Here is a 26,848-nt window from a genome sequence, read left to right as displayed (position 1 = left end):
GCATACATATAAAAATAGAGAAATGACGTTTGATTTAGAATATAATTCAGGGAGAACTACTTTAATTATTCCAGAATATGGAAGACATATACAAAAATTAGTCAATCATTGTATTGAACTTGAAGAAAAAGAAGAAAGAAATAAAATGGCGAAGGCCATTATACATGTAATGGGAAATTTACAACCTCATTTACGTGATGTTCCTGATTTTAAGCATAAATTATGGGATCAGTTACATATTATGGCTGATTTTAAATTGGATGTAGATTCTCCTTATGAAACCCCATCAAAAGAAGAGTTAACTGAAAAGCCAACAAAACTAGATTACCCAAAATCGGCATCAAAATATCGTTTTTATGGAAATAATATCCAAACAATGATAGATGTAGCTTTAACTTGGGAAGATGGAGATATGAAAGAAGCTTTAATTTTTACCATAGCTAATCATATGAAAAAATGTTATTTAAACTGGAATAAAGATACTGTTGAGGATGGAGTAATATTGGATCATTTATATGATTTATCTGATGGTAAACTAGATATAAGAAATACTGAAGAGAGCTTATCTGAAAGTAAAAACTTACTTCGTAAAAGAAATAATCAAGGTCACCATAAAAATAACACAAAAACAAAATCTAATAACAACAACAAATACAGAAAAAAATAAATGGCATCATTTAAAATTGAAGGAGGTCAAAAATTAAACGGAACAATTACGCCTCAAGGAGCAAAAAATGAAGCTTTACAAGTTATTTGTGCTGTTTTATTAACTTCAGAAAAAGTAATAATTAATAATATTCCTGATATTCTTGATGTAAATAAGCTTATTTTTATTTTAGGTGAATTAGGAGTAAAAGTAGAAAAATTATCGGCAAATTCATATAGTTTTCAAGCAGATGCCATTAATTTAGAATACCTAGAAAGTGCAGAATTCAAAAGAGATGGAAGTTCTTTAAGAGGATCAATTATGATTGTAGGGCCATTATTAGCTCGTTTTGGAAAAGGATACATACCAAGACCAGGAGGTGATAAAATAGGGCGTCGTCGTTTAGATACTCACTTTGAAGGGTTTATTAATTTAGGGGCTAAATTTCGTTATAACAGAGAAGAGTATTTTTACGGTGTAGAAACAGATACAGGTTTAGAAGGTACTGATATGTTACTAGATGAAGCCTCAGTAACAGGAACTGCAAACATTATTATGGCTGCAGTTTTAGCTAAAGGAAGAACTACTATTTATAATGCAGCTTGTGAGCCATATATTCAACAGTTATCAAAAATGTTGAATAGCATGGGAGCAAAAATTTCAGGAGTTGGATCTAATTTATTAATTATTGATGGTGTTAAAGAGTTAAATGGTTGTGAACATACTATTTTACCTGATATGATTGAAATAGGAAGTTGGATTGGTATGGCAGTAATGACTAGATCTGAACTTACTATAAAGAACGTGAGTTGGGCTAATTTAGGTCAAATACCAAATGTATTTAGAAAACTAGGAATTACTCTTGAGAAAAAAGGAGATGATATTTATATTCCTGAACAAGAGAATTATGAAATTCAAAATTATATAGATGGTTCTGTTTTAACTGTAGCAGATGCTCCATGGCCTGGATTTACTCCAGATTTATTGAGTATCGTATTGGTTGTTGCTACTCAAGCTAAAGGAACTGTATTAATTCATCAGAAAATGTTTGAGAGTCGATTGTTTTTTGTTGATAAGTTGATTGATATGGGCGCTAAAGTTATTTTATGTGATCCTCATAGAGCAACTGTTATTGGTCATAATTTTCAAAGCCAGTTAAAAGCAACTAAAATGACTTCACCAGATATTAGAGCTGGAATATCATTGCTAATAGCAGCTTTATCAGCTAAAGGAACCAGTATTATTCATAATATTGAACAAATTGATAGGGGGTATGAAAATATAGAAGAACGATTAAGAGCAATAGGTGCAAAAATCGAAAGAATAGAAGATTAATTAATAAACAATTATTTTTTTAAATAAAAAACCAGCTACATATAGTAGCTGGTTTTCTTTTTTTGTGTAATCTTTAATAATTACATTTCTTCGTTACAAGTATATACCTGTGGACAAGCAATAATATTATGACAATAGAAAGGACCAGTAACTCTTCCAGCGCAATCGCAACCACATTTTTTAGGATCTTCAAGCGAGATACCTCCTGTAAAGTTTTTTTGTTCTTTCTTAGTTAAAATTGAAACTCCAGTAATACTTAATAAATTTTTCTTCATAATTAATGAGGGACTTAAATGTTTATAATTTTTATTTTAAACTGCTATAAAAGTATAGATTAAATATGTTAAAAAAAAGGTAAATTCATATTTGATGTGTTAAAATTATAAAAATTACTTTTAGTTAAATAAAACACATGGTGTCATTATGACATTATTTTTTTATTGGCAGTATTCTTGTTTAAGTAAATTAAGAATATAAAAGAAAAGATTTACAATGAGTAAAGATCAATATACCAAAGAAGATGAATTAAAAGATGCTATTGATAATTCTGAGCTAGAAGGAAATCAAGAAGAAGCTAAGGGAAATGTTGAAGTTGAGGCAAAAGAAGAGCCTTCAGCTGAGCAATTAATTCAAATAGAAAAAGATAAATATTTACGTTTATTTGCAGAGTTTGAGAATTATAAAAAAAGAACTTCCAAAGAACGTATAGAGTTGTTTAAAACAGCAAATCAAGAAGTAATGACAGCTTTACTGCCAATTATGGATGATTTTGATAGAGGATTGGTAGAGATTAAAAAAAGTGAAGATTCTGAATTGTTTACAGGGATTGAACTTATTAGTAATAAGTTAAAAAACACTTTAACTCAAAAAGGGTTAACAGCTATAGAGGTAAAAGCAGGAGATGATTTTGATTCTGAAATCCATGATGCTATTACACAAATACCAGCTCCAACAGAAGATTTAAAAGGTAAAATCATAGACTGTGTAGAAAAGGGGTATAAATTAGGAGATAAAATTATCCGTCACCCGAAAGTGGTTATGGGTCAAGCATAAACAATTAATAATTCAATTAATAATTACCAACTGCTATTGTTAATTGTTAATGGTCAATTGAAATAATATGGCAAAACAAGATTATTACGAAATATTAGGTATATCAAAATCAGCTTCTCAGTCTGAAATTAAAAAGGCATATCGAAAAATGGCTATAAAGTATCATCCAGATAAAAATCCTGGAAATACTGAAGCTGAAGAAAAGTTCAAGCTTTGTGCTGAAGCCTATGAGGTTCTTAGCGATGATAATAAAAAAGCTCGTTATGATCAATATGGTCATGCTGCTTTTGAAGGAGGTCAAGGTGGCTTCGGAGGTGGAGGAGGAATGAATATGGATGACATATTTAGCCAATTTGGAGATATTTTCGGAGGTGCATTTGGTGGTGGATTTGGAGGCTTCGGCGGAGGCGGAGGTCAACGTCAAGCTAGAGTTAAAGGAAGTAACCTTCGCATACGAGTAAAACTTACTTTAGAAGAGATAGCTAATGGAGTAGAGAAAAAAGTTAAAGTACGTAGAAAAGTTCAAGCAGACGGAGTTACATATAAAACTTGTACAACATGTAATGGTAGTGGACAACAAATGCGTGTTACAAATACTATATTAGGTAGAATGCAAACAGCAACTACTTGTGGTACTTGTCATGGAGCTGGAGAAATGCTAAATAAGAAACCTTCTGGAGCTGATGCGCAAGGAATGGTTGTAAAAGAAGAAACTGTATCTATTAATATTCCTGAAGGTGTAACTGAAGGTGTTCAGTTAAAAGTTGGAGGAAAAGGTAATGAAGCTCCAGGAAAGAATTCTATATCTGGAGATTTATTAGTGTTAATTGAAGAAGTTCAACATGATACATTAAAAAGAGAAGGAAGTAATATTCATTACGATTTATATGTTAATTTCTCTGAAGCTGTATTAGGTGTCTCAAAAGAAATAGATACCGTTACAGGTAAAGTTAAAATTAAAATTGACCCAGGTACTCAATCTGGTAAGATTTTAAGGTTAAAAGGTAAAGGATTACCAAGTATTGAACGTTATGGTAATGGTGATTTTTTAATTCATATAAATGTTTGGACTCCTCAAGAGTTGACAAAAGATCAGCGTAAGTTTTTTGAGCAAATGCAAACAGATGAGAACTTTAGCCCTAACCCACAGAAAAATGATAAATCTTTCTTTGAAAAAGTAAAAGACATGTTTTCTTAATAAAGAAAATAAACTACTTTTTTATTAGATAATATTTTATAAAAGTTATATATTTGTAAGTGTTTAGAAGACGTTCTAGACACTTTTTCTTTTTCATAGCAATTTTCCCACTCAATCTTTGAGTGGGTTTTTTTATGATTTTAAAAGTTAAATAAAAAAATATTAAAAATGGTTTTTTAGTGTTGGTTATTAAAATAATATCATATATTTGCAGTGTCTAGAAGACGTTCTAGACACTTTTTCTTTTTCATAGCAATTTTCCCACTCAATCTTTGAGTGGGTTTTTTATGAAAAAAGTTGAAAATATATAAAGATAATTAAGCAGACCTATCTTATCGACTTATATTTAGTATAAGTAGGAAAGTCTGGACACCAAAGAGTAGCATAGCGGATAACAACCGTCCGGTGTAAACCGAGGACAAGTGCAACAGAAAGAATGTACAGGTAATGCTGTAGTGAAACCAGGTAAACTCTATGCGGTGCAATGTCATGTACATTAGAGCTTGAGCGCTACTCGCGCGATTCTAAGGGGTAGGCAGATTGATTTTACAAGTAATTGTAAAACTAGATAAATGATAAGAGCCTTTTTAAGGAACAGAATCCAGCTTATTGGTCTGCTTTTTTTATTTTTATATAAACTTCACATTCTTACAATTCTTCTTGAATGTTAATTTGATAAAAAATTAACAAATAACAATGTGTAATTTATTGATTTTGGTGTTTTTTTATGGTTTTGATGATTTTTGTTTACTAATAAGCCTAGTTAAGTGATTATTTTTTAATTTCGACTTAAAATACTACTTTTGCATAGCAAAAATTAACAAAAATAGACTACATGTCTATAGGTACTAACATGATTAAAGGTGCTTGTATTTAGCTCTAATAGTTGAAATAATACAATAAGGGGATTGTAATAGCACTTTTAACAATAAAAAAACTTATATAATGAGTATTTATAAAGATTATATAAAAGAAATTGAGGAAAGAAAAGTTCAAGGTCTTCATCCTAAACCAATTGATGGTAGTTCACTAATAAGTGAAATTATTAAGCAAATAAAAGATATTGATAATGAGTATAGAGAAGATTCTCTTAACTTTTTTATTTATAACGTTTTACCAGGTACAACAAGTGCAGCTGGTGTTAAAGCTAAATTTTTAAAGGAGATTATTCTTGGGGAGTTTGTTTTAAAAGAAATTTCACCTTCTTTTGCTTTTGAACAATTAGGTCATATGAAAGGAGGTCCTTCTGTAGAAGTACTTCTTGATTTAGCTTTAGGAAATGATATTTCTATAGCTAATGAAGCTGCTAAAGTATTAAAAACTCAAGTTTTTTTATACGAAGCAGATACAGAACAATTAGAGAAAGCATATAAAGCAGGAAATACTATAGCTAAAGAATTAATAGAGAGTTATGCTCAAGCAGAATTCTTTACAAAGTTACCAGAAATTGAGGAAGAAATAGAAATTGTAACTTTTGTTGCTGGTATTGGTGATATCTCAACAGATTTATTATCTCCAGGAGCAGATGCACATTCAAGATCAGATCGTGAATTACATGGTCAGAGTATGTTTGAGCATAATAAAGAAATGCAAAAGGAATTATTAGCATTAAAAGAAAAGCATCCTAATAAGCGCGTGATGTTAATTGCCGACAAAGGAACTATGGGAGTTGGATCTTCTAGGATGTCTGGTGTAAATAACGTTGCTTTATGGACAGGTATTTCTTCAAGCCCATATGTGCCATTTATTAATATTGCTCCTGTAATTGCAGGAACTAATGGTATTGCACCAATTTTCTTAACAACAGTTGGGGTAACTGGTGGTATTGGTATCGATTTAAAAAACTGGGTAAAGCAAAAAGATGCTGATGGAAATACGATTGTTGACGAAGAAGGAGAAGCAATTTTAAAAGAAGAGTATTCTGTTGCTACAGGTACTGTATTTACTATAAATACAAAAACAAAACAATTGTTTAAAGGTGATAAAGTAGTAAAAGATATTTCTACAGCTTTAACACCACCAAAAAAGGAGTTCATTAAAGCAGGAGGTTCTTATGCTGTTGTTTTTGGTAAGAAATTACAAAGCTTTGCTTGTAAAGTTTTAGGTATAGATGTACCACAAGTTTATGCAGTGTCAAAAGAAGTTTCTATTGAAGGACAAGGGTTAACTGCTGTTGAAAAAATATTTAATAAAAACGCTGTTGGAACTACACCAGGTAAAACATTACACGCTGGTTCTAATGTAAGAGTTGAAGTAAATATTGTAGGATCTCAAGACACTACAGGTTTAATGACTTCTCAAGAATTGGAGATGATGGCTGCAACAGTAATTTCACCTATCGTTGATACAGGTTATCAATCAGGGTGTCATACAGCTTCAGTTTGGGATGATAAGTCTAAGGCTAATATACCAAGATTAATGAAGTTTATGAATGATTTCGGGTTAGTTACTGCACGTCACCCAGAAGGGAAATATCATGCAATGACGGATGTAATTCATAAAGTATTAAATGATATTGCTGTTGATGATTGGGATGTAATCATAGGTGGAGATTCACATACACGTATGGCTAAAGGTGTTGCTTTTGGAGCGGATTCAGGAACAGTTGCTTTAGCATTAGCTACCGGTGAGGCTACTATGCCAATTCCAGAGTCTGTAAAGGTTACTTTTAAAGGAGAGATGAAATCCTACATGGATTTCCGTGATGTGGTTCACGCTACTCAAGAACAGATGTTAAATCAGTTTGAAGGGGAGAATGTTTTCCAAGGAAAAATTATAGAAGTACATATTGGTACATTAACTTCTGATCAAGCATTTACATTTACAGATTGGACTGCTGAAATGAAAGCAAAAGCATCCATTTGTATTTCTGAAGATGATACGTTAATAGAATCATTAGAAATCTCTAGAGATCGTATTCAAATTATGATTGATAAGGGGATGGATAATCCTAAGCAAGATCTTAAAGGATTAGTAGATAAAGCAAATAATCGTATTCAAGAAATTAAAACAGGAACTAAATCGGCATTAAAGCCAGACGCAGATGCTAAATACTATGCTGAAGTTGTTATCGATTTAGATAAGATAGTTGAACCGATGATTGCTGATCCAGATGTGAATAATGAGGATGTATCTAAGCGTTATACGCATGATAATATTCAACCATTATCTTTTTATGGAGGAATTAAAAAAGTAGATTTAGGTTTTGTTGGTTCGTGTATGGTACATAAAGGAGACATGCAAATATTGGCACAAATGCTTAAAAACGTTGAGGCTCAAAAAGGAGAAGTAGAGTTCAAAGCACCTTTAGTTGTTGCACCACCTACATATAATATTGTAGATGAATTAAAAGCAGAAGGTGATTGGGAAGTTCTAGAAAAATATGCCGGATTTGTATTTGACGATAGTGCTCCAAAAGCAGTTGCAAGAACTAAGTACGAAAATAAATTATATTTAGAACGTCCAGGATGTAGCTTATGTATGGGTAACCAAGAAAAAGCAGAACCAGGAGATACTGTAATGGCTACTTCAACTCGTTTATTCCAAGGAAGGGTAGTAAGAGATACTGATGCTAAAAAAGGTGAATCTTTATTATCTTCAACACCTGTAGTTGTTTTGTCTTGTATATTAGGAAGAACACCTACTATGGAGGAATATGAAGCTGCTGTAGAGGGTATTGTATTAACTAAATTTAAACCATCTCAAAAGCAATTAGTAATGTAATATTATATTGTTTTTTTAATATATAAAAATCTGAGTTTTTAACTCAGATTTTTTTTATGACATATATTAATCAATTAATTAGATGTTTGTATTGGTATTAATTATAAAGGAATCAAGTAGTTTACATGATTTTTTGTTAAATTGAGACTTGAAACAAAAACTAAACAAAAATATATGGCTTTCGATATTGAAATGATAAAAGAGGTGTACCAAAAGGTAGTTGAAAGGGTGGATGCTGCTCGTAAAATTACCGGTAAACCTTTAACACTAGCAGAGAAAATATTATATACTCACTTATGGGATGGAGCCCCAAATACAGCATTTATAAGAGGAAAAGACTATGTAGATTTTGCACCAGATAGAATTGCTTGTCAAGATGCTACTGCTCAAATGGCATTATTGCAATTTATGCAAGCTGGGAAAAAAAATGTAGCAGTACCAACAACTGTTCATTGTGATCATTTAATTCAAGCAAAAGTAGGAGCAGACAAAGATTTGCAAGCTGCTTTAAATAATAGTAATGAAGTATTTAATTTTTTAGAATCAGTATCTAACAAATACGGAATTGGTTTTTGGAAGCCTGGAGCAGGTATTATACATCAAGTTGTACTTGAAAATTATGCATTCCCTGGTGGAATGATGATTGGTACAGATTCTCATACTGTAAATGCAGGAGGGTTAGGTATGGTAGCCATTGGAGTTGGAGGAGCAGATGCAGTAGATGTGATGGCAGGAATGCCTTGGGAACTAAAATTCCCTAAATTGATAGGAGTTAAGTTAACAGGCAAATTATCTGGTTGGACTGCACCAAAAGATGTTATTTTAAAAGTAGCTGGTATTGTTTCAGCTAAAGGTGGAACTGGTGCTATTGTAGAATATTTTGGTGAAGGAGCTAAAGCAATGTCTTGTACAGGGAAAGGTACAATTTGTAATATGGGTGCAGAAATAGGAGCTACTACTTCTACTTTTGGCTATGATGAATCAATGGAACGTTATTTACGTGCTACTGATAGAAGTGATGTTGCAGATGCTGCTAATAAAGTTAAAGATTATTTAACTGGTGATGCTGATGTATATGAAAACCCTGAACAGTATTTTGATCAGGTTATTGAAATTAATTTATCAGAATTAAGTCCTTTATTAAACGGGCCATTTACTCCAGATTTATCTACTAAGGCTGGTGAGGAAATGACAACTAAAGCTAATGATAATGATTGGCCATTACAAGTTGAATGGGGGTTAATAGGTTCTTGTACAAACTCGTCTTATGAAGATTTGTCTAGAGCAGCATCAATTGCTCAACAAGCTATTGATAAAGGATTAAAAACAAAAGCAGAATTTGGTATTAATCCAGGTTCAGAAAAAGTAAGATATACGGCTGATAGAGATGGTATTTTAGAAGTTTTTGAAAATTTAGATGCAACGATTTTTACCAACGCATGTGGACCGTGTATTGGTCAATGGGCACGTTATGAAGATCCTAAAAATGCACCTAAAAACTCTATAATCCATTCATTCAATAGAAATTTTGCAAAACGGGCTGATGGAAATCCAAATACACATGCCTTTGTGGCATCCCCTGAATTAGTGGCAGCAATTACTATTGCTGGACGTTTAGACTTTAATCCAATGACAGATAAGTTAATTAATGAAAATGGAGAAGAGGTAATGTTAGATGAACCAACAGGATGGGAACTGCCTCCTAAAGGTTTTGAGGTAAAAGATGATGGGTATTTAGCTCCTGAAGAAGATGGAAGTGGTGTAGAAATAAAAGTTAATCCTGATTCTGAACGATTAGAATTATTAACACCATTTATTCCATTAGGAACTGAAATTAACGGGGCTAAATTATTAATTAAAGCTCATGGAAAATGTACAACAGATCATATTTCTATGGCTGGACCATGGTTACGTTATCGTGGACATTTAGATAATATATCTAATAATTGTTTAATTGGAGCAGTAAATGCTTATAATATGAAAACTAATTTTGTAAAAAATCAGTTAAATGGTGATTATGATGCTGTACCAAAAACAGCAAGAGCTTATAAGGCGGCGAATGTAAAAACAATTGTTGTTGGTGATCATAATTATGGAGAAGGATCGTCTAGAGAGCATGCCGCTATGGAGCCTCGTCATTTAGGGGTGGCTGCAGTATTGGTAAAATCATTTGCTCGTATTCATGAAACAAACTTAAAAAAACAAGGAATGTTAGGTTTAACGTTTTCAAATGAAACTGATTACGATTTAATTCAAGAAGATGACACATTTAATTTTCTAGATTTAAATAAATTTAGTCCAGGAAAACCACTAACAATTGAAGTGGTTCATTCTGATGGGGCTAAAGATATTGTTATGGCAAATCATACATATAATGAAGGTCAAATAGAGTGGTTTAAAGAAGGTTCAGCTTTAAACTTAATAAAAAAGCAAAACGCTTAGCATTAATATTCTATATAATTACAAAAGGGCTCTGGTATTTACCAGAGCTTTTTTGTAATGTATGTACTTTTTTTTAGACAAAATATCAGAACCTTAAAACTACATGTTATGAGTGCAATTTGGTATTTTGAAGATATTAACTTATTTAAGATATTATGCCCACATAAATATCCTGCATATAAAGAAAATCACAAGGTAAACTCTTATAAGAAAAGCGATTATATCTATTTTGAAGAAGATACTGCCAATAAAATTTATCTTATTGATAAAGGTAAAGTTAAAATAGGGTACTATACAGAAGAAGGTGATGAAGTTATAAAGTCAATTCTTACAAAAGGTGAAATTTTTGGAGAGAAGGCAATTTTGGGGGAGGATAAGAGAAATGAATTTGCACAATCTATTGATAATACTACTTCTATTTGTCCAGTTTCAAAAGACACTATGTACGAATTGATGAGAGATAATGTTTCTGTGAGTTTTAAAATTTACAAGTTTATTGGCTTACGAATGAAAAAACTTGAAAGAAGGTTACAATTATTATTATATAAAGATACCAGAACACGTTTAATTGAGTTTTTTAATGAATTATGTGACGATTATGGGTATGAATGTGATGAAACGGGAGACCATATAATAAAACACCCTTATACTCAAAAAGACATAGCAACTTTAATTGGCACTTCAAGACCAACATTAAATACATTGATGAATGAGTTAAAAAGTGAAGAAATCATAGATTTTAAAGGAAAAGAGTTAAGATTATTGAAAAAAGTAGCTTAAGTGTTAGCTAGCTAACATTTTAATATAATCATCTAAAATATCTTTGTAGGAGTAATCTTAAAAACAAAAAACAATGAGAAAAATATTTTTAGGTGTTTTAGCTGTAACTGCTTTAGCTTTTACTTCTTGTAGTGATGATGATACTACTGCACCAAGTACATCAGTATTAAATGTAAATATTAATGGTTTAGAAAATTTGGGAGCCAACTTTAAATATGAAGGTTGGATTATTGTAAATGGAGCACCAGTTACAACAGGAGTTTTTACAGTTGATGATTCTGGTAAATTATCAAAAACATCATTTGTGGTTAGTTCAGCACAACTTGCTGTAGCTACAAAATTTGTTTTATCAATAGAACCAGCAAATGATACTGATCCTAAACCAGCCGATACTAAAATTTTAGCTGGAGATTTTACTAGTAATACAGCAAATATTTCTTCATCAGGTATAGTAGGGGATTTTTCAAAATCAGCAGGAAAATACATATTAGCAACACCAACAGATGGGATGGCAAATAATGAGCGTAGTGGTGTTTGGTTTTTAGATAATTCAAGTGGTAGTGCTACAACAGGATTAACATTACCAACATTATCAGCAGGATGGAAGTACGAAGGATGGGTAGTAATGAATGGAACTCCAGTAAGTACAGGTACTTTTACAGATCCTGCAAAAGCTGATGATAATGCAACAACTTCTACTTTTAAAGGAGGTATGGGGAATGGTCCAGGATATCCAGGTGAAGATTATATACAAAATGCACCAACAGGATTAACATTTCCAACTGATTTAAGAGGTAAAAAAATAGTTATATCTGTAGAACCAGATCCTGATAATAGCACTAAACCATTTGTTTTAAAGCCGTTAGCTCATGATGTGCCTGCAGATGCAGTAGATCACAAAGCTTATGCAATGGGTAATGGACCAGTATCTGCAATTACTGGTACAGTAACACGATAGTTTTTTGTTTATAAGTCTTTAAAATTTAAGAGTAATCAAGTATCTTTGATTGCTCTTATTTTTTTTAGAATGAAGTATAGTCAATTAACAAAAGAACAGTTTGAAAGTTTGCATAATGAGTTTGCTAGATTTTTAGCAACGCAAAGTATAGATGTGAACGAATGGAATCAAATTAAGAAGGAAAAACCAAAAGTTGCTGAAGATGAAATGAATGTTTTTAGTGATGTTGTTTGGGATGATGTACTTAGTAAAACTGAATACTTAGAACATTTTTCTCCAAGAGTTTTAAACCTTTTTAAATGTGAAAAAGAAAATATTCATAGAATTGTTGTGCAAATAACTAATAAAGAAATAAATTTATTAGAACAAGAAGGGTATGAATGGTTACTAAAAAACACACAGAGTAAAGAGGTAGAAATTTTAGAAGGAACCAAAGGTTATAATGAAGAAAGAAATACTGAACTATTTGATTTAATACAGAAAGGGAGTTCTATTTCTAAAGGAGAGCTGTTTGAGTATTTTAATAAATTAATAACGAGTTAGTAAAGAATATTAATAAACAACTTCATTACCATTAATAAAAGTTTTGATACATTTAATTTCACCAATTTCATTTGTTTTTAAAGTATAAGGGTTTTTATTTACAATAATAAAATCAGCGTATTTTCCTTTTTCTAAAGAACCAATTTTATCTTCTTTATGTATTTGAAAAGCAGCATTTATAGTTAAAGTTTTAATTGCTTCTAATAAATTTATTCGCTCGTTTATACCAATTATATTACCTTCTTTAGTTTTTCTTTCAATTGCAGTTTGGATCAATCTAAAAGGATTACTTTCAAACATTGGTTGATCTGCATGTAATGTACTTTTTATATTTTCATTAAGTGTAGATTTTATAGCTAATATTTTACTTGTTTGTTTTTTTCCTAAAATATCATTATTCAACGCTTCTCCATAATACAATAAGTGATTTATATGAAAGCTAGGGAGTAACTGTAAATTTTTAATTCTTAAGATCTCTGAATTAGGTAACATTAAACAGTGTTCTAAACGATGTCTAGAATTACTATAATCTAGCTCACTTTTCAGTTCTTCAAAAGCATTAACTGTTTCAGTAATGGCAGCATTACCTTGTGTATGAATAGCTATTTGCCATCCTTTATTATGGTATGTTTTAATAAACTGTTTTAATTTTTCTTTATTTATAAGAGCTTTTCCCTTTGTATTAGGTGGGATATGTAATTTTTTAGTAGTTAAGTTTGAAATAAGATAAGGATCATTCATGTACATTGAACCCGTGTATGGAGATCCATCATACCAGTGTTTAATACCAATGATATCATAAAAATCATTTATTTCTCCCTTTGTTTTAGGTAAAACATGTGCCATATCATGGCGTACATATATAAAATGTCGAGGAGTTGGAGTTCTTTCAGGAAGTTGTTTAATCAAGGTTAAAAAATTACCTAACAAACTAGGTTTTTTATCAGATAGATGTTTCATTAAAATTAATGGTTTAGAATCATTAATTGTTAATCCAGTTGAAACTATAGTTGTATTTCCATTTTTAGCATATTCTTTCATTACTTTTTTAGAAGAATTACTCAATAATTTAGGAGTAAGCACTTCAGTTTTTAATTTCTCAATGAACGGTTTAAAAGCTTCTTGTTCTATAATTAAACCTGTTAAATTACCTAAAGAATCTTTTTCATAATAACTTTTTTTCGAATGGTTTTTAACAGTATTATTGATCCCAACACTTTCAAAAGCTTTTGTATTAACCCAATAACTATGTAAACTTTGGCTAAAAATAGCTACTGGATTATTAGGTGCAATTTGATCTAAATATTTTAAAGTAGGAGTTTTTAAATCGGGAACTAAAACAGGATCTAACCCTTTAAAAACTAACCATTCATTTTTAGTAACATTTTTTACACAGCTTTCAAAATAACTCCAAACATCAGAATTACTCTCATGCTTAAAACCTGATAAATCATACATTTTTTCAAAAAACATGGATAAAGCAAAATGTGTATGAACATCTATAAAACCAGGCATAACCGTTGCTCCTTTAAGATTTATTTTTTTTACAGTTGAGTTTTTAAATAACTTAAGATCTCCAATTTCTTTTATAATTCCATCTTCAACCAACATAGCATTAGCATTTGGTTGTTCATTATTAATAGTAATTATATTAGCATTAAAATAGAGAGTAGGTGAGGCTTTTTTAAAGTCATTTTTTGAAAATATAAAAACAATAATTGATATCAAAAAAAATGAAATGAGTAGTTTTATCTTTTTCATTGTTTGAATTGTTAGATTTTATTATAGAAAAAAGCGTAATAACTTTTCAGTACCAGTACTAGCTACTTCATTAATAATAGTTAAGTTGTTAAAATCATTCTTACTAACAGCTGGTTTCGGATCAATAAAATAAATAGGAGTGTTTATTGAAATGTAACTAATCAAACTAGCTGCAGGGTAAACTTGCATAGAAGTACCAATAATAACTAAAATATCAGCTTTTTTAGTAATTTCAATAGCCTTTTCAAGCATAGGAACATCTTCACCAAACCATACAATGTGTGGGCGTAATTGAGAATTATATTCACACAAATCACCTAAATTTATGTCATCACTCCAGTTATAAATTGCATGTTCATTTTTAGTACTTCTAGCTTTTAACAATTCACCATGTAAATGTAATATATTAGAACTACCAGATCTTTCATGTAAATCATCTACATTTTGAGTAATAATATTGACATTAAAATATTTTTCTAATTCAGTTAAATTATAATGCGCTTTATTAGGAGCGACAGTAGTAAGTTGTTTCCTACGTTCATTATAAAAATTTAAAACAAGTTTAGGATTTGCAGCAAAACCTTGAGGAGAAGCAACTTCATAAATATCATGACCTTCCCATAAACCATTTGCATCTCTAAAGGTATTAATACCACTCTCAGCACTAATACCAGCACCAGATAAAATAACTAAATTTTTCATATCAAAAATTAAACCTCTAAAATATGAAAATTTAGTATGTTTGCTACATGATTGATGAAGGATTATTAGCTTATTTAGAAGGATATATTACAGAAAAACGTAAAAATACTTTTCATAAAGTATTAAGTAATAGAACTCGCCATTTTACAGTAGTTTTAGAAGATATTTTTCAACCACATAATGCAAGTGCAGTAGTAAGGAGTTGTGATATTTTTGGTATTCAAGATGTGTATGCTATAGAAAATAAATTTACCAATAAAGTATCAAGGCATGTAGCTAAAGGTAGTCAGAAGTGGTTAAATATTAACCGTTTTAAAGAAGATGGAGATAATACAAAAGTATGCTTAGAGGAATTACGTACCAAAGGATATCAAATAATTGGAACGACTCCACATACAGACTCCTGTGTGTTGTCTGATTTTGATGTTACCAAAAAATCTGCTTTTGTATTTGGAGCTGAGAAAGATGGTATATCAGATTATATAAAAGAAGAAGCTGATGGTTTTTTAAAAATACCTATGGTTGGTTTCACTGAAAGTTTAAATATATCGGTAGCTGCTGCAATTACTTTACAAGATATAACATCTCGTATTCGTAAAACTACTATTGATTGGCAATTAAATGATGATGAAAAGCAAGTTTTATATTTTAATTGGATAAAAAATACTATTAAAAACCCAGATAAGATTATTGATCATTATTATGAAAAGAAAAACGTATTATAATTTTCAAGTTGAATAGTATAATACGTTTTTAATAAGTAAAAATAATAACTATTGAATTATTATCTTTTTACTCATTTTTTGATTTTTATCTCCCAAAATATTAGCTATATATATACCAGGAGTAAGTTGTGAAGTATTAATTGTAGCTTCATTATTTATAAGTGTAACATCATTTTTTGTCAGTACTTTTTTACCTAAAATGTTATAAAAATCGATATTAAGTTTTGAGCTTATAGAATTTTTTAATTGTAAAGTTATAAATTCATTTGCAGGAGTAGGGTATACGTTAAAATTAGTTTTAAATGCAACATCGTTATCATCAATAGATAACGAGCGAGTATCTATTTTGAAATCTAATATCCCTGAACCCCAAGAAGCAAAGCGAACTGTGTTTATTGACGGAATATAGTCTACATCTGTTGCATTAAAAAAACCAATTCCTTCTGCAATTGAGTACCATTTTTCTTTAGCTACATCAAAAACATAAGGACCAATATCAGTTCCTGCAAATACAAATTCACCACCAGAAGTAACAACCATTCCACTAGTTTGTGCATCAATTCCACTAGGGAAATCTCCTGTAATGTCAATCCAAGTTTGTCCTCCATCTTTTGATAAAATTGAGCCTACATTATTTGTACTAGGTCCACAAAATAAAATCCAATTGTCATCATTAGGTAATACAACTCCGCTACCTATATCACCTCTTCCAATAACTTCATTAGTTTTAGAAAAAGGTGTAGTTATTTCTGTGTCAAAAGTGGTTCCTCTATCTTCTGAAATAAATACTTTACCATCTTGAAGCATATACAATTTATCTGGATTAAGTGTTGCCTGAGCTAAAGCTGCTACATGATTAGTACCTTTATCAACTGTATGAGAGGTAATTGAAGTACCATCCCATGTTACTCTATTTAAATCTTTTGATAATACCCACATATTTTTATCTGAATCTGTACGATCTATATATGTTTGAACGTAGGCCATTGCAGTTTTTTTTGTAAAGCTAACTGAGTATTCATCTTTAAACTGACGATTTATTTTACTTATTGATTGAAAAGCTCCAGTGTTACTATATATTTTAACAGGAGCATATACTTTCGTACCTTGTCTTTGCCATTTCCAAGCATATTTTCCATCATGACTGTTAATTGGAGGGCCATCACCACCAATACTTTGATAAAAATCTAATACCTCTTTATTATCTTCTCTTTTACTATCATCATTTATAATACTTCCACTTCCTTGATCTTGAGTACTGTAATAAATATGATTAGGGTTACTATATCCAGTAAATAAATTATTTCTATATATTAATGGGTTTATGGTATTGATAACATTTAAGTTAATATAATGAGCATCCTTATATCCAGTATTGTTAAATGCAGTTCCTTCATTAGGGAAATCTTCCCATTCTTTGTAGGATATAAAAATCCCGCCGTCACTGCACCTTACAGAAAATAAATCTCCTGTACTATTATAAAAAAATTGAGAAGATTGAAAATCTGGATGGTAATTAAATCGAATTCTATTATAATAGTCTTCAGTATTTAAACTCGTACCATTTTGATATCTACCCCAACCTGTAGTTGTTGAATGGTTTGTGTTTAATTTATCTAAAGAAATTATAGGTTGTGAGTATCCAGCAATTGAAATGCTAGGATTTTCTGGATGTGCTGCAAAGAATTTACCAGGTGACATTTTTACTGTTCTATTACCATAATAATTTCCTTTAGGGTGTTTGTTAACCCAGGTTTTTCCTTCATCGTTAGACACCCAATAGTTTTTATCTTCCGTAATATAAAGAACTCTACTATCTCCACCAATACTAAATAACCTACTTCCGTGGTTAGTGGTATAGGTTCCTAATTTTGAAAAATCAGTTTTTTTATCATTTAATTTATAAAAGGTACCTCCATGAGCTAAATAGATAGCTTCAGAATTTGCTTGTAGATCGTATCTGGGAGTATATAAAAAACTATTTTCTTTAGTATTAAATTCTTTAAGTAAAAAGAAGTTAGCTCCTTTATCAGTAGAAAAAAATACCAATTGACCATTAGTTACATATATAGTATGATCATCTTGTCTGTTGATAATAGAACTAGTATTAGCATCTGGTAATCCATTTGATTGAGACCATGTAGTTCCATCATCATCAGAATAATATAGTGGACCATTTTCAATATGGGCAACTAACCTTGTGATTGAGTCGATTTTAAAAGCAAATAAATTTTGATATCTGTTTGGCCAATTTGCAGTAAGTACTTTAAAGTCATCTCCACCTTTACCCGTTTTTGGGTTGTAAACGGTTCCTTTAAAAATCAAAGCCTTTGAATTAAATTCACTAGCATAATGATTATGGCTTACTCCATATATAACATCTGTATCATCAAGCATTTCAGTAAATTTAAATGCTCCGGGCATGTTTTTAGGACCTCTGTTTTTCCAAGTACCTCTTAAATGACTTTCATCATAAGAATAGGAACGGCCTTTTTTATAATTGGTTTTTTTAGCTTTCGATGACAACTTTTGAAGTATTTTTTGATGTCTAGCAGCTTGTTTTTCTGTCCAAATAGCATACTTGTCTGGGTTTTCCTCTTTCTTTTCCTTCTTATGCTTTTTAGGAATGCTTACTGAATTTTTTTTTTCTTTTTCGCAAGAGAGTAGGATTACCACTGCTAATGCATAGATAATTAGTTTATTCATGTCGGGGGGACTATAAGGTTTATCTAAATATACTATTTTTTTTGTAATTAATCAACTTATAGGTTTAATAATTAAGTGTTTATGTTTTTTTTAATGTTTTTTCTAGATGGATATTTAGAGGAAGTTGAATTAAGATCTAACAAAATTAACAGCTTAATTTTAGACAATCCAAAACTTAAGATACTTAGAGCTAGTAAAAACCAATATGCAACTTTAGATGTAACCAATTGTCCGGAATTAGAGGAGCTTTCTCTTACACAAACATTGTTAGTATCACTCGATGTTAGAAACGGAAACAATAATTTAATGACTAATTTTAATGCTAAGTTTAATAATTATCTAACGTGTATTGAAGTTGATTATGCATCTGCATCTTATTTATCAACTTGGGAGAAAGATGTAACAACTAATTTTACAGAAGATTGTAATAATTCAATTTGGACAGGAATTAATGGTACAGATTGGACAGATAATGGAAACTGGACTTTAAACGCTATTGCTTTAACAACACAAAACGTAATTATTCCAGTATTAGTAACATCTCCAATTATTGAGTCAGGAGTTACAGCAGAAATTAATGATTTAGAAATTCAAGAATTATCATCGTTTACTATAGAAAATAATGGTATTACCATTATAAATGGTAATTTAAATAATACAGGAACGATTAGTATTAGTTCCTCAGCTAATACAAGCGGAACTCTAATTGTAAGAGGAACAGCAAATGGTAATGTAACTTATGAAAGAAGTGGATTATTAGCTAATAAATGGAGTATAATTACTGCTCCAGTTTCTGTTCAAAGTATTAAAGATTTTATAGAATCTTCTGAGAATGATATTCGTGTAAATACAACTGTTACTCCAAATAGATATGCAGTAGCTTATTATGATGATACTAAAACTGATGGAAATAAATGGACTTATTATACAGCAGATGATATTCAAACTAATACTTTAACTTTTGAAAAAGGCAAGGGGTATATAGTTTCAAGAGCTACTAATGGAAGTGTCAAATTTACTGGAACATTGACTACCACTGATGTCTCAATTTCAGTAAATGAAGTCAAATGGAATGCCATAGGAAACCCTTATACAGCATTTTTACCAATTAATAATAATTCAAATGAAAACTTTATTCAAGAGAATATAAGCAAATTTCATCCAGAAAATATTGGAGTTTATGTATGGGATAATTCGCAGAATAAATATGTTGCAAAGTCATTGGTTAGTTCGTCAACTTCGTTAACATTAGGGCAAGACTTCTTAAATTAAAATATGCTCTACAATAATTTTGTAGAGCTATTTTTTTGAAATTATATTAAATACTAATTCTTTAGTCAGTTTTTGACCATTAGCCTCTTTCTTAATGTTCTCAAAAGTAAAAACAAAATTACATCCATTTTTATATTCAGAACATCCGTAGGCAGTTTTTCCTTTTAAAAGTTGTCCTTTTTTACATTTAGGGCATGCTAAAGTATTTGTTGGCTCAGAAATTTTAGTAACTGAGGAACTTGAAGATTGTTTAACTTCTAATTTAAGAGAAAAATTTTCATCAAAACGTATTAATCCTTCAATTTTACCATTTTCTGAATTCCAACCTTTTAAGTTGGTTGTACAACCTTTATCTAACAATCGAATAAGTTGATTTTCAGATATTTTCTTTTTCATATACTCAAAAGGTAATGTAAATTTACAACCAGTTTTGAATGCTGAACAACCATAAGCAGATTTTCCTTTTAAGAGCTGACCTTTATTACATTTTGGACATTCTTTTCCTACAACTGTTTTCTTTTTTGAACTTACTTTTTTAGAAGTCGTTTTAACTTGTTGTGTTTCATATGAAATTCTTTTAGTTTTGGTACTTGATCTCACTTCGTAAACAAGGTCATCTACCATTTTTTTCATCTGTTTAATAAAAGTAGAAGCATGGTATTCACCTCGTTCAATTTCTTTTAAACGTTTTTCCCAAAGCCCAGTTAATTCAGCAGATTTCAATAATTCATTGTCAATTAAATCAATTAAATCAATTCCTGTTTGAGTTGGAACTACTAATTTTTTTTGACGCTCAATATATTTTCTTCTAAATAACGTTTCAATGATACTTGCACGTGTTGATGGACGACCAATACCGTTTTCTTTCATTAACTCACGCATTTCGTCATCATCAACTTGCTTTCCAGCAGTCTCCATAGCACGTAATAAGCTAGCTTCAGTATAATTACGTGGAGGTTTTGTTTCTTTTTCTAAAAAAGAAGGTTCATGAGGACCTTTTTCTCCTTTAGTAAATGTAGGAAGCATACCTGAATCATCACTTTTTTTAACTTCTTTACCATATTCAAATACTACGCGCCATCCTTTGGTTAATATTTCTTTTCCAGTAGTTTTAAAAGAAACATCTCCTGCTTTACCAATAACAGCGGTGTTTGAAATATCACTATCAGGGTAAAAAACAGCAATAAAACGTTTAGTTATAATATCATATACTTGTTGCTGATTGTATTGTAAGTTAACTTGAATTCCTGTAGGAATAATAGCATGGTGATCAGTTACTTTTTTATCGTTAAATACTTTAGTAGATTTTCTTATTTTTTTTCCTGATAAAGGTTTTGTTAACGTACTATAATTTGTAAGTCGTTGAAGTATAGAAGGCACTTTGGGGTAAACATCATTAGGTAAAAACGTAGTATCTACTCTAGGATAAGTAACTACTTTCATTTCGTAGAGTTTTTGAACTATTTTCAGGGTTTCATCTGCAGAAAAACCAAACTTATTATTACAATATACTTGTAATCCTGTTAAATCTAATAGTTTAGGAGCATATTCTTTACCTTTCTTTTTGGTTACAGATACAATTTCAAAATCACTTTCTTTTACTTTATTAGCAAAAGTTTGTCCTTCTTGCTTTTTTAAAAAACGACCTTCTTCACAACTAAATAATGTATTTCTATATAAAGTTTGTAATTCCCAATAAGGTACTGGTTTAAAATTTAAAATTTCTTTATAACGATTAACTAACATAGCTAGGGTAGGAGTTTGCACTCTACCGATAGATAAAACTTGTTTATAACCACCAAACTTAACAGTATACAAACGCGTAGCGTTTAAACCTAAAAGCCAATCTCCAATGGCTCTAGAATATCCAGCATAATATAAGTTGTCGTATCCTTCTGATGGTTTTAAATTTTCAAACCCTTCTTTTATGGCTTCCTCGGTTAATGATGAAATCCACAACCGTTGTATTTCACCTTTATAATCAGCTTGATTAATAACCCAACGCTGAATAAGTTCTCCTTCTTGACCAGCATCCCCGCAATTTATAATAACATCAGCTTTATCAAATAATGATTTTACTATTCGAAATTGTTTTTGTATTCCAGAGTCTCCTGTAACTTTTGTACCAAATTTTTCTGGAAGCATAGGTAAATTGTTTAAATCCCAACTTTTCCAATAGGGTTTATAATCTTTAGGCTCTAAAAGTGTACATAAATGCCCAAAAGTATAGGTTACAGCATATCCATTACCTTCAAAATATCCATCATGTTTTGTATTGGCTCCTAAAATATTAGCTATTTCACGAGCAACACTTGGTTTTTCTGCAATACAAACTTTCATTCTATCCTATTTAAAACTCGAAAGTACTATTTTTTGTAGTATGTATGCAAACAAAAAACGTGGCATTCGCCACGTTTTTTTAACAATATAAAAAGTAAGTTATTGCTTAACTTTATTTTTGAATTTATCAAACTTATTAGTTGTTTTCTTAGGCCAACTATTATTTGATGTATCAATATCAGCTGTTTCAAAATCAGGATCTACTACAATGCTTTTAATCTCTTGGCTAGAAGAGAATACACGATACACTTTATTTTCATTCATTCTCCAAATTTGAGCAGGGAAAGTTTCACGCTTTTTAGTACCATCAGCATAAGTTAACTCAACAATGATAGGCATCATTAAACCACCTGGCTTTTCAAATTCAACTTGATACATATATTTAGGCATTTCTTTAAGTTTAGCCTTTTCAGCAGCTGGTAACCCATTAATATGCGCTTCTACCTCTTTTGAGTTAGCTTCTTCTTTTTTAGTAGTTAAGAAAACTAATTTTCCTAAACGAGCAAAATATGTAGGATATTGCTCTTGTAATTTTTTAGTTCTTTCATTAGGCTTATCAGTTAAAAATAAAGGTTTAACCTCTTTAATACCTATGTCAGTAAAGTCAGTTGTATAAAACCAACCTCTCCAAAACCAATCTAAATCCATACCTGAAGCATCTTCCATAGTTCTAAAGAAATCAGCTGGTGTTGGGTGTTTAAACATCCAACGTTTAGAATAAGTTCTAAATGCGTAATCAAATAATTCAGGACCCATTATAGTTTGACGAAGCATGTATAATCCAGCAGCTGGTTTAGTATATGCATTTGGTCCAAAGTTATATACATAATCTCCTTGAGACATAATAGGAGATAAACGCTTTTGATCAAAACTCATGTAACGCGTAATATTTTTAGTAGGATTTTGAGCGAATAATTTAGCATCGTAATCAAATTCAGCTAGTATTTGAACAAATGAATTTAAACCTTCATCCATCCAAGTCCATTGTCTTTCGTCAGAATTTACAATCATAGGAAAGAAGTTATGTCCTACTTCGTGAATAATTACTCCAATCATTCCTTTTTTCAAACGATCTGAATATGTTCCGTCAGGATTTGGGCGTCCAAAATTGAAACAAATCATAGGGTATTCCATTCCCATACCATCATTGGCATTAACAGAAATTGCTTTAGGATATGGGTAGTCAAAGGTTAATTTAGAATACTCTTCTAAAGTATTAGCAACAGTTCTTGTTGAATGCTCTTCCCATAAAGGGTTTCCTTCTTTTGGATATAAAGAAACTGCCATAACATTCTTACCATTAATGTTAACAGCCATAGCGTCCCAAATATACTTTCTTGAAGAAGCAAAAGCGTAATCACGTACATTTTTAGCTTTAAAATGCCATGTTTTTGTTTTTGTAGATCTTTTCTTTTCGTTTACTTCAGCTTCTTCTTGAGTAACGATAAGAACAGGGTTTTTATATGATTTTCTAGCTTTTTCCCAACGTTTACGTTGCTCTCTAGTTAAAACATCTTTTTCATTTTGTAATTCTCCAGTAGCTTCAACAATATGATCTGCAGGTACAGTAAGTTTTACATCATAATCTCCAAACTCTAGCGCAAATTCACTACGTCCCCAGAATTGCATGTTTTGCCATCCTTCTACGTTATTATAAACACATAATCTAGGAAAAAACTGAGCAATTATAAAAGCTTTATTACCATCAGCGAACTCTTCAACTCCAGAACGTCCACCATCAGTTACTACATTGTTTATTGTGTAATTCCACTTAATTTTGAAAGAGAATGTATTACCAGGAGCTAAAGGCTTTGGTAAATTTATTCGCATCATTGTTCTATTTATAGTGTATGATAAATCTCTACCATCTGCTTTTTTAACAGCTTCGATATTGTAACCAAAAGCTTTAGGTTTTGACATGTTATTTTCAACAAACTTCTTAGGAGTTTGAAAACCACTAGCACCTTTTGATTCAACTAAAGGAGATTTCGAATCAGGAGCACGCATATTTTGATCTAATTGCACCCATAAATATTCTAAATGATCTTTAGAATTATTATGATAAGTAATAGATTCATCTCCATATAATTTATTTGAAGTTTCATCTAAACGCAGGTCCATAACATAATCTACTTTTTGCTGAGTATATGCATGTCCAGGAGCCCCAGAAGCTGTACGTTGATCATTTGGTGTTGCTAAAACGTCTTTTAATTGACGAAATTTATTTTGGTCAATATGACCTTTTTGGGGCTCTTTCTTAGTTGTTTCTTGTGCAAATAAAGATGCTGATACAAAAAGAGCTGAAAATAATAGTGTAGTATATTTTCTCATTTTGTGCTTATTGGTTTTTAAATAATTGGAAAATTAGTGAATTAATCTTAGTCAAAAAGAGTATATGTTAAAACTTTAACAAATTTTTATCTATTTGGTTAAAAAACAGATATGAAAAAAGCGATATAAAATATTTTATACCGCTTTTTTATTTTACTATGTTAAGTTTTTAACCTTTAATTTTCTTTTTAAATTTATCAAACTTATTAGTAGTTTTCTTAGGCCAACTATTATTAGAAGTATCTACATCTGCTGTTTCTAAATCTGGATCAATTGTAATATTAGTAATTTCTTTATCTGAAGAAAATATTTTAGTCACTTGCTTGTCATTAAGCCTCCAAATTTGAGCAGGATACGTTTTTCTTTCTTTAGTCCCGTCTTTATAAGTAAACTCAGCAATTATAGGCATAACTAAACCACCTGGCTTATTATAAGTAATTTCATAATGATATTTTGATTTAGGGTTTTTCTTTGAATCAAAGCTTAAACCTTCTGTTTTGTCTTGAACAAAATTTACAGAATTATTAGGCCCTTCAGTTGTGTAATATTTTTTAACATCTTTAACACCAATATCAGTAACATCAGTTGTATAAAACCAACCTCTCCAAAACCAATCTAAATCCATAGCTGATGCATCTTCCATAGACCTAAAGAAATCAGCAGGGGTAGGGTGTTTAAATTTCCAACGTTTTGCATAAGTTTTAAAAGCATGGTCAAATAATTCTTTACCCATAATAGTTTCTCTTAAAATCCATAAAGCAGTTGCTGGTTTTCCATATGCGTTATTACCAAATTGATATACATTATCACCTTTAGACATAATTGGAGCAATCTTTGACTGGTCACCACTCATGTAACCTACAATATTCTTAGGAAGCCCTCTACTTAAAGGGAAATTAGAATCGTAGTCTAATTCAGCTAACATTTCCATATAAGAGTTTAAACCTTCATCCATCCATGTCCATTGACGTTCGTCAGAGTTTACAATCATAGGAAAAAAGTTATGTCCAACTTCATGGATAGTTACTTTAATCATTCTGTATTTTACTCTATCAGAATAGGTTCCATCAGGGTTTGGTCTACCAGGATTAAAACAAATTTGAGGATATTCCATTCCCATTTGACCGTCTACAGAAATTGCTTTATGATATGGGTAATCAAATGTATATCTAGAATACGTTTTAAGTGTTTGCGCTACAGCTCTTGTTGAATGATCTCCATATAAAGGGTTAGCTTCTTTTGAATAATATGAATATGCCATTACAGTTTTACCGTTAATATCTACAGCCATACCGTCCCAAATAAATTTCCTTGAAGAAGCAAAAGCATAGTCACGTACATTTTTAGCAACAAATTTCCATGTTTTAGTTTTTTTCGATTTTCCTTTTTCAATTTCTTCAGCTTCTTTTTGAGAAACTATTAATACCGGCTTATCAAAAGTCTTTTTAGCTAAAGCTAATTTTTTTTGTTGCTTTTTAGTTAAAACTTCACTTTCATTCATTAAAACTCCAGTTGCTCCTAGCATATGATCAGCAGGAGTTGTAATATTTACATTAAAATCACCAAATTCTAAAGCAAATTCACTTCTTCCCCAAAATTGATCATTTTGCCATCCCTCAACGTTGTCATAAACACATAACCTTGGATAGAACTGAGCAATTACATAATTGTTATTTCCATCAGCAGGGAAATGTTCAAATCCAGATCTACCACCTTGAGTTCTATGATTATTTATGTTATACCACCATGAAATTTTAAAAGAAAAAGTTTCTCCTGAAGCTAAAGGCTTAGGTAAGTTTATTCGCATCATAGTTTGATTAATAGTATGCGATAAATTACTCCCATTAGTATTAGTTACACTAGTAATTTTAAAACCACCATCAAATGGTTTTTCAGGGAAATACCTGTCATATACTCTTTTTGGAACCCCTCTTTTAGGCGCACTAGTAGGTTGAATATCTGGTGTCTTAGAATCAGATGCACGCATATTTTGATCTAATTGTAACCATAAATAGGTTAATTCATCTTCTGAATTATTATGATACGTAATAGTTTCGTTACCTGTAATTCTTTGTTTATCGTCATCCAAAACAATATTCATTGAATAGTCAACTTTCTGTTGTGTATATTTTTTACCAGGAGCTCCAGAAGCAGTATGCCGCCTATCTGGTGTTGCTAATTCATCTTTAAGTTGTTTAAATTTATTTTGATTTGTATGCCCTTTTTGTGTTTCTCTCTTGCTTTGAGAAAAAACGGAAGAAACCACAAAAAAAACAGAAAAAATTAATACAATATTTTTCTTCATTATCTAATTAGTTGTTTAAGTAGGTTCT

Annotated in this window: 18 protein-coding genes and 1 other RNA gene; 12 read left to right on the top strand and 7 right to left on the bottom strand. The window is 30.7% G+C overall.

The genetic code is table 11. The features are described 5' to 3' along the window. Positions 1–22: 22 nt before the first annotated feature. Entirely contained in the window at positions 23–667 is a 645-nt protein-coding gene (locus DS884_RS14090; protein ID WP_093871253.1) for a DUF4290 domain-containing protein, read from the top strand. Then, on the top strand, positions 668–1,981 hold the full coding sequence (gene murA / locus DS884_RS14085) for a UDP-N-acetylglucosamine 1-carboxyvinyltransferase (protein ID WP_113787195.1): 1,314 nt from the start codon (positions 668–670) through the stop codon (positions 1,979–1,981). A gap of 80 nt (positions 1,982–2,061) precedes the next feature. Here murA and DS884_RS14080 read toward each other — a convergent pair whose 3' ends face one another. After that, the gene (locus DS884_RS14080; RefSeq protein WP_093871251.1) at positions 2,062–2,256 is read right to left on the bottom strand and encodes a hypothetical protein; all 195 of its coding nucleotides are present in this window, start codon (positions 2,254–2,256) and stop codon (positions 2,062–2,064) included. 217 nt (positions 2,257–2,473) lie between these two features. Between DS884_RS14080 and DS884_RS14075 the strand changes: the two genes are divergently transcribed. The 8 genes from DS884_RS14075 (at position 2,474) to DS884_RS14040 (ending at position 12,678) form a co-directional block, all read left to right on the top strand. Next, entirely contained in the window at positions 2,474–3,034 is a 561-nt protein-coding gene (locus tag DS884_RS14075) for a nucleotide exchange factor GrpE (protein WP_113787194.1), read from the top strand. A 67-nt stretch (positions 3,035–3,101) separates the two neighbouring features. Further along, positions 3,102–4,232: a molecular chaperone DnaJ gene (gene dnaJ / locus DS884_RS14070; RefSeq protein WP_093871249.1), complete on the top strand. Its 1,131-nt coding sequence runs from the start codon at positions 3,102–3,104 to the stop codon at positions 4,230–4,232. A gap of 318 nt (positions 4,233–4,550) precedes the next feature. Further along, an RNA gene (rnpB, locus tag DS884_RS14065) (RNase P RNA component class A) lies at positions 4,551–4,857 on the top strand. A 320-nt stretch (positions 4,858–5,177) separates the two neighbouring features. Further along, positions 5,178–7,955 (top strand): bifunctional aconitate hydratase 2/2-methylisocitrate dehydratase, encoded by a 2,778-nt coding sequence (locus DS884_RS14060; RefSeq protein ID WP_093871248.1) that lies wholly within the window; start codon positions 5,178–5,180, stop codon positions 7,953–7,955. A 174-nt stretch (positions 7,956–8,129) separates the two neighbouring features. Continuing rightward, positions 8,130–10,397, top strand: coding sequence for an aconitate hydratase (locus DS884_RS14055; RefSeq protein ID WP_093872050.1), 2,268 nt, complete (start codon positions 8,130–8,132; stop codon positions 10,395–10,397). Between the two features lie 108 nt (positions 10,398–10,505). Beyond that, entirely contained in the window at positions 10,506–11,177 is a 672-nt protein-coding gene (locus tag DS884_RS14050) for a Crp/Fnr family transcriptional regulator (protein ID WP_113787311.1), read from the top strand. 73 nt (positions 11,178–11,250) lie between these two features. Further along, positions 11,251–12,135 (top strand): hypothetical protein, encoded by an 885-nt coding sequence (locus DS884_RS14045; RefSeq protein ID WP_113787193.1) that lies wholly within the window; start codon positions 11,251–11,253, stop codon positions 12,133–12,135. A gap of 69 nt (positions 12,136–12,204) precedes the next feature. Continuing rightward, positions 12,205–12,678, top strand: coding sequence for a DUF6495 family protein (locus DS884_RS14040; RefSeq protein ID WP_093871246.1), 474 nt, complete (start codon positions 12,205–12,207; stop codon positions 12,676–12,678). Positions 12,679–12,687: 9 nt separating this feature from the next. On the opposite strand, the gene DS884_RS14035 is transcribed toward DS884_RS14040, so the two are convergent. Both DS884_RS14035 and DS884_RS14030 read right to left on the bottom strand, forming a co-directional pair. Then, on the bottom strand, positions 12,688–14,439 hold the full coding sequence (locus tag DS884_RS14035) for an amidohydrolase (protein WP_113787192.1): 1,752 nt from the start codon (positions 14,437–14,439) through the stop codon (positions 12,688–12,690). 21 nt (positions 14,440–14,460) lie between these two features. Then, positions 14,461–15,141: an SIR2 family NAD-dependent protein deacylase gene (locus tag DS884_RS14030; protein WP_113787191.1), complete on the bottom strand. Its 681-nt coding sequence runs from the start codon at positions 15,139–15,141 to the stop codon at positions 14,461–14,463. A 47-nt stretch (positions 15,142–15,188) separates the two neighbouring features. Between DS884_RS14030 and DS884_RS14025 the strand changes: the two genes are divergently transcribed. Beyond that, positions 15,189–15,866, top strand: a complete 678-nt coding sequence (locus DS884_RS14025) for a TrmH family RNA methyltransferase (RefSeq protein WP_093871243.1) — start codon at positions 15,189–15,191, stop codon at positions 15,864–15,866. A 48-nt stretch (positions 15,867–15,914) separates the two neighbouring features. On the opposite strand, the gene DS884_RS14020 is transcribed toward DS884_RS14025, so the two are convergent. Continuing rightward, complete coding sequence (locus tag DS884_RS14020; protein WP_113787190.1) at positions 15,915–18,572, bottom strand: T9SS type A sorting domain-containing protein; 2,658 nt, start codon at positions 18,570–18,572, stop codon at positions 15,915–15,917. A gap of 93 nt (positions 18,573–18,665) precedes the next feature. On the opposite strand from DS884_RS14020, the gene DS884_RS14015 reads away from it, so the two are divergent. Beyond that, entirely contained in the window at positions 18,666–19,844 is a 1,179-nt protein-coding gene (locus tag DS884_RS14015) for a hypothetical protein (protein ID WP_147239413.1), read from the top strand. 27 nt (positions 19,845–19,871) lie between these two features. On the opposite strand, the gene DS884_RS14010 is transcribed toward DS884_RS14015, so the two are convergent. The 3 genes from DS884_RS14010 to DS884_RS14000 all read right to left on the bottom strand — a co-directional run bounded on the left by DS884_RS14010 (position 19,872) and on the right by DS884_RS14000 (position 26,820). After that, positions 19,872–22,184, bottom strand: coding sequence for a type IA DNA topoisomerase (locus DS884_RS14010; protein WP_113787188.1), 2,313 nt, complete (start codon positions 22,182–22,184; stop codon positions 19,872–19,874). Positions 22,185–22,283: 99 nt separating this feature from the next. Then, complete coding sequence (locus tag DS884_RS14005; protein WP_093871237.1) at positions 22,284–24,515, bottom strand: M1 family metallopeptidase; 2,232 nt, start codon at positions 24,513–24,515, stop codon at positions 22,284–22,286. Positions 24,516–24,684: 169 nt separating this feature from the next. After that, positions 24,685–26,820: a M1 family metallopeptidase gene (locus DS884_RS14000; RefSeq protein ID WP_113787187.1), complete on the bottom strand. Its 2,136-nt coding sequence runs from the start codon at positions 26,818–26,820 to the stop codon at positions 24,685–24,687. Positions 26,821–26,848: the final 28 nt, after the last annotated feature.

This window comes from Tenacibaculum sp. E3R01 (assembly GCF_003318185.1).
GTDB lineage: Bacteria > Bacteroidota > Bacteroidia > Flavobacteriales > Flavobacteriaceae > Polaribacter > Polaribacter halocynthiae.
The sequence above is the reverse complement of the archived record's forward strand: the minus strand, read 5'-3'. Positions and strand labels throughout refer to the sequence as shown.

Bases quoted from the DNA above. Each gene is read 5' to 3' on its own strand.
- DS884_RS14030 (WP_113787191.1), bottom strand. From the start codon at position 15,141: ATGAAAAATTTAGTTATTTTATCTGGTGCTGGTATTAGTGCTGAGAGT.
- DS884_RS14000 (WP_113787187.1), bottom strand. From the start codon at position 26,820: ATGAAGAAAAATATTGTATTAATTTTTTCTGTTTTTTTTGTGGTTTCT.
- dnaJ (WP_093871249.1), top strand. From the start codon at position 3,102: ATGGCAAAACAAGATTATTACGAAATATTAGGTATATCAAAATCAGCT.
- DS884_RS14005 (WP_093871237.1), bottom strand. From the start codon at position 24,515: ATGAGAAAATATACTACACTATTATTTTCAGCTCTTTTTGTATCAGCA.
- DS884_RS14035 (WP_113787192.1), bottom strand. From the start codon at position 14,439: ATGAAAAAGATAAAACTACTCATTTCATTTTTTTTGATATCAATTATT.
- DS884_RS14040 (WP_093871246.1), top strand. From the start codon at position 12,205: ATGAAGTATAGTCAATTAACAAAAGAACAGTTTGAAAGTTTGCATAAT.
- DS884_RS14075 (WP_113787194.1), top strand. From the start codon at position 2,474: ATGAGTAAAGATCAATATACCAAAGAAGATGAATTAAAAGATGCTATT.
- DS884_RS14090 (WP_093871253.1), top strand. From the start codon at position 23: ATGACGTTTGATTTAGAATATAATTCAGGGAGAACTACTTTAATTATT.
- DS884_RS14020 (WP_113787190.1), bottom strand. From the start codon at position 18,572: ATGAATAAACTAATTATCTATGCATTAGCAGTGGTAATCCTACTCTCT.
- DS884_RS14055 (WP_093872050.1), top strand. From the start codon at position 8,130: ATGGCTTTCGATATTGAAATGATAAAAGAGGTGTACCAAAAGGTAGTT.
- DS884_RS14045 (WP_113787193.1), top strand. From the start codon at position 11,251: ATGAGAAAAATATTTTTAGGTGTTTTAGCTGTAACTGCTTTAGCTTTT.
- murA (WP_113787195.1), top strand. From the start codon at position 668: ATGGCATCATTTAAAATTGAAGGAGGTCAAAAATTAAACGGAACAATT.
- DS884_RS14060 (WP_093871248.1), top strand. From the start codon at position 5,178: ATGAGTATTTATAAAGATTATATAAAAGAAATTGAGGAAAGAAAAGTT.
- DS884_RS14025 (WP_093871243.1), top strand. From the start codon at position 15,189: ATGATTGATGAAGGATTATTAGCTTATTTAGAAGGATATATTACAGAA.
- DS884_RS14010 (WP_113787188.1), bottom strand. From the start codon at position 22,184: ATGAAAGTTTGTATTGCAGAAAAACCAAGTGTTGCTCGTGAAATAGCT.
- DS884_RS14015 (WP_147239413.1), top strand. From the start codon at position 18,666: ATGTTTTTTCTAGATGGATATTTAGAGGAAGTTGAATTAAGATCTAAC.
- DS884_RS14050 (WP_113787311.1), top strand. From the start codon at position 10,506: ATGAGTGCAATTTGGTATTTTGAAGATATTAACTTATTTAAGATATTA.
- DS884_RS14080 (WP_093871251.1), bottom strand. From the start codon at position 2,256: ATGAAGAAAAATTTATTAAGTATTACTGGAGTTTCAATTTTAACTAAG.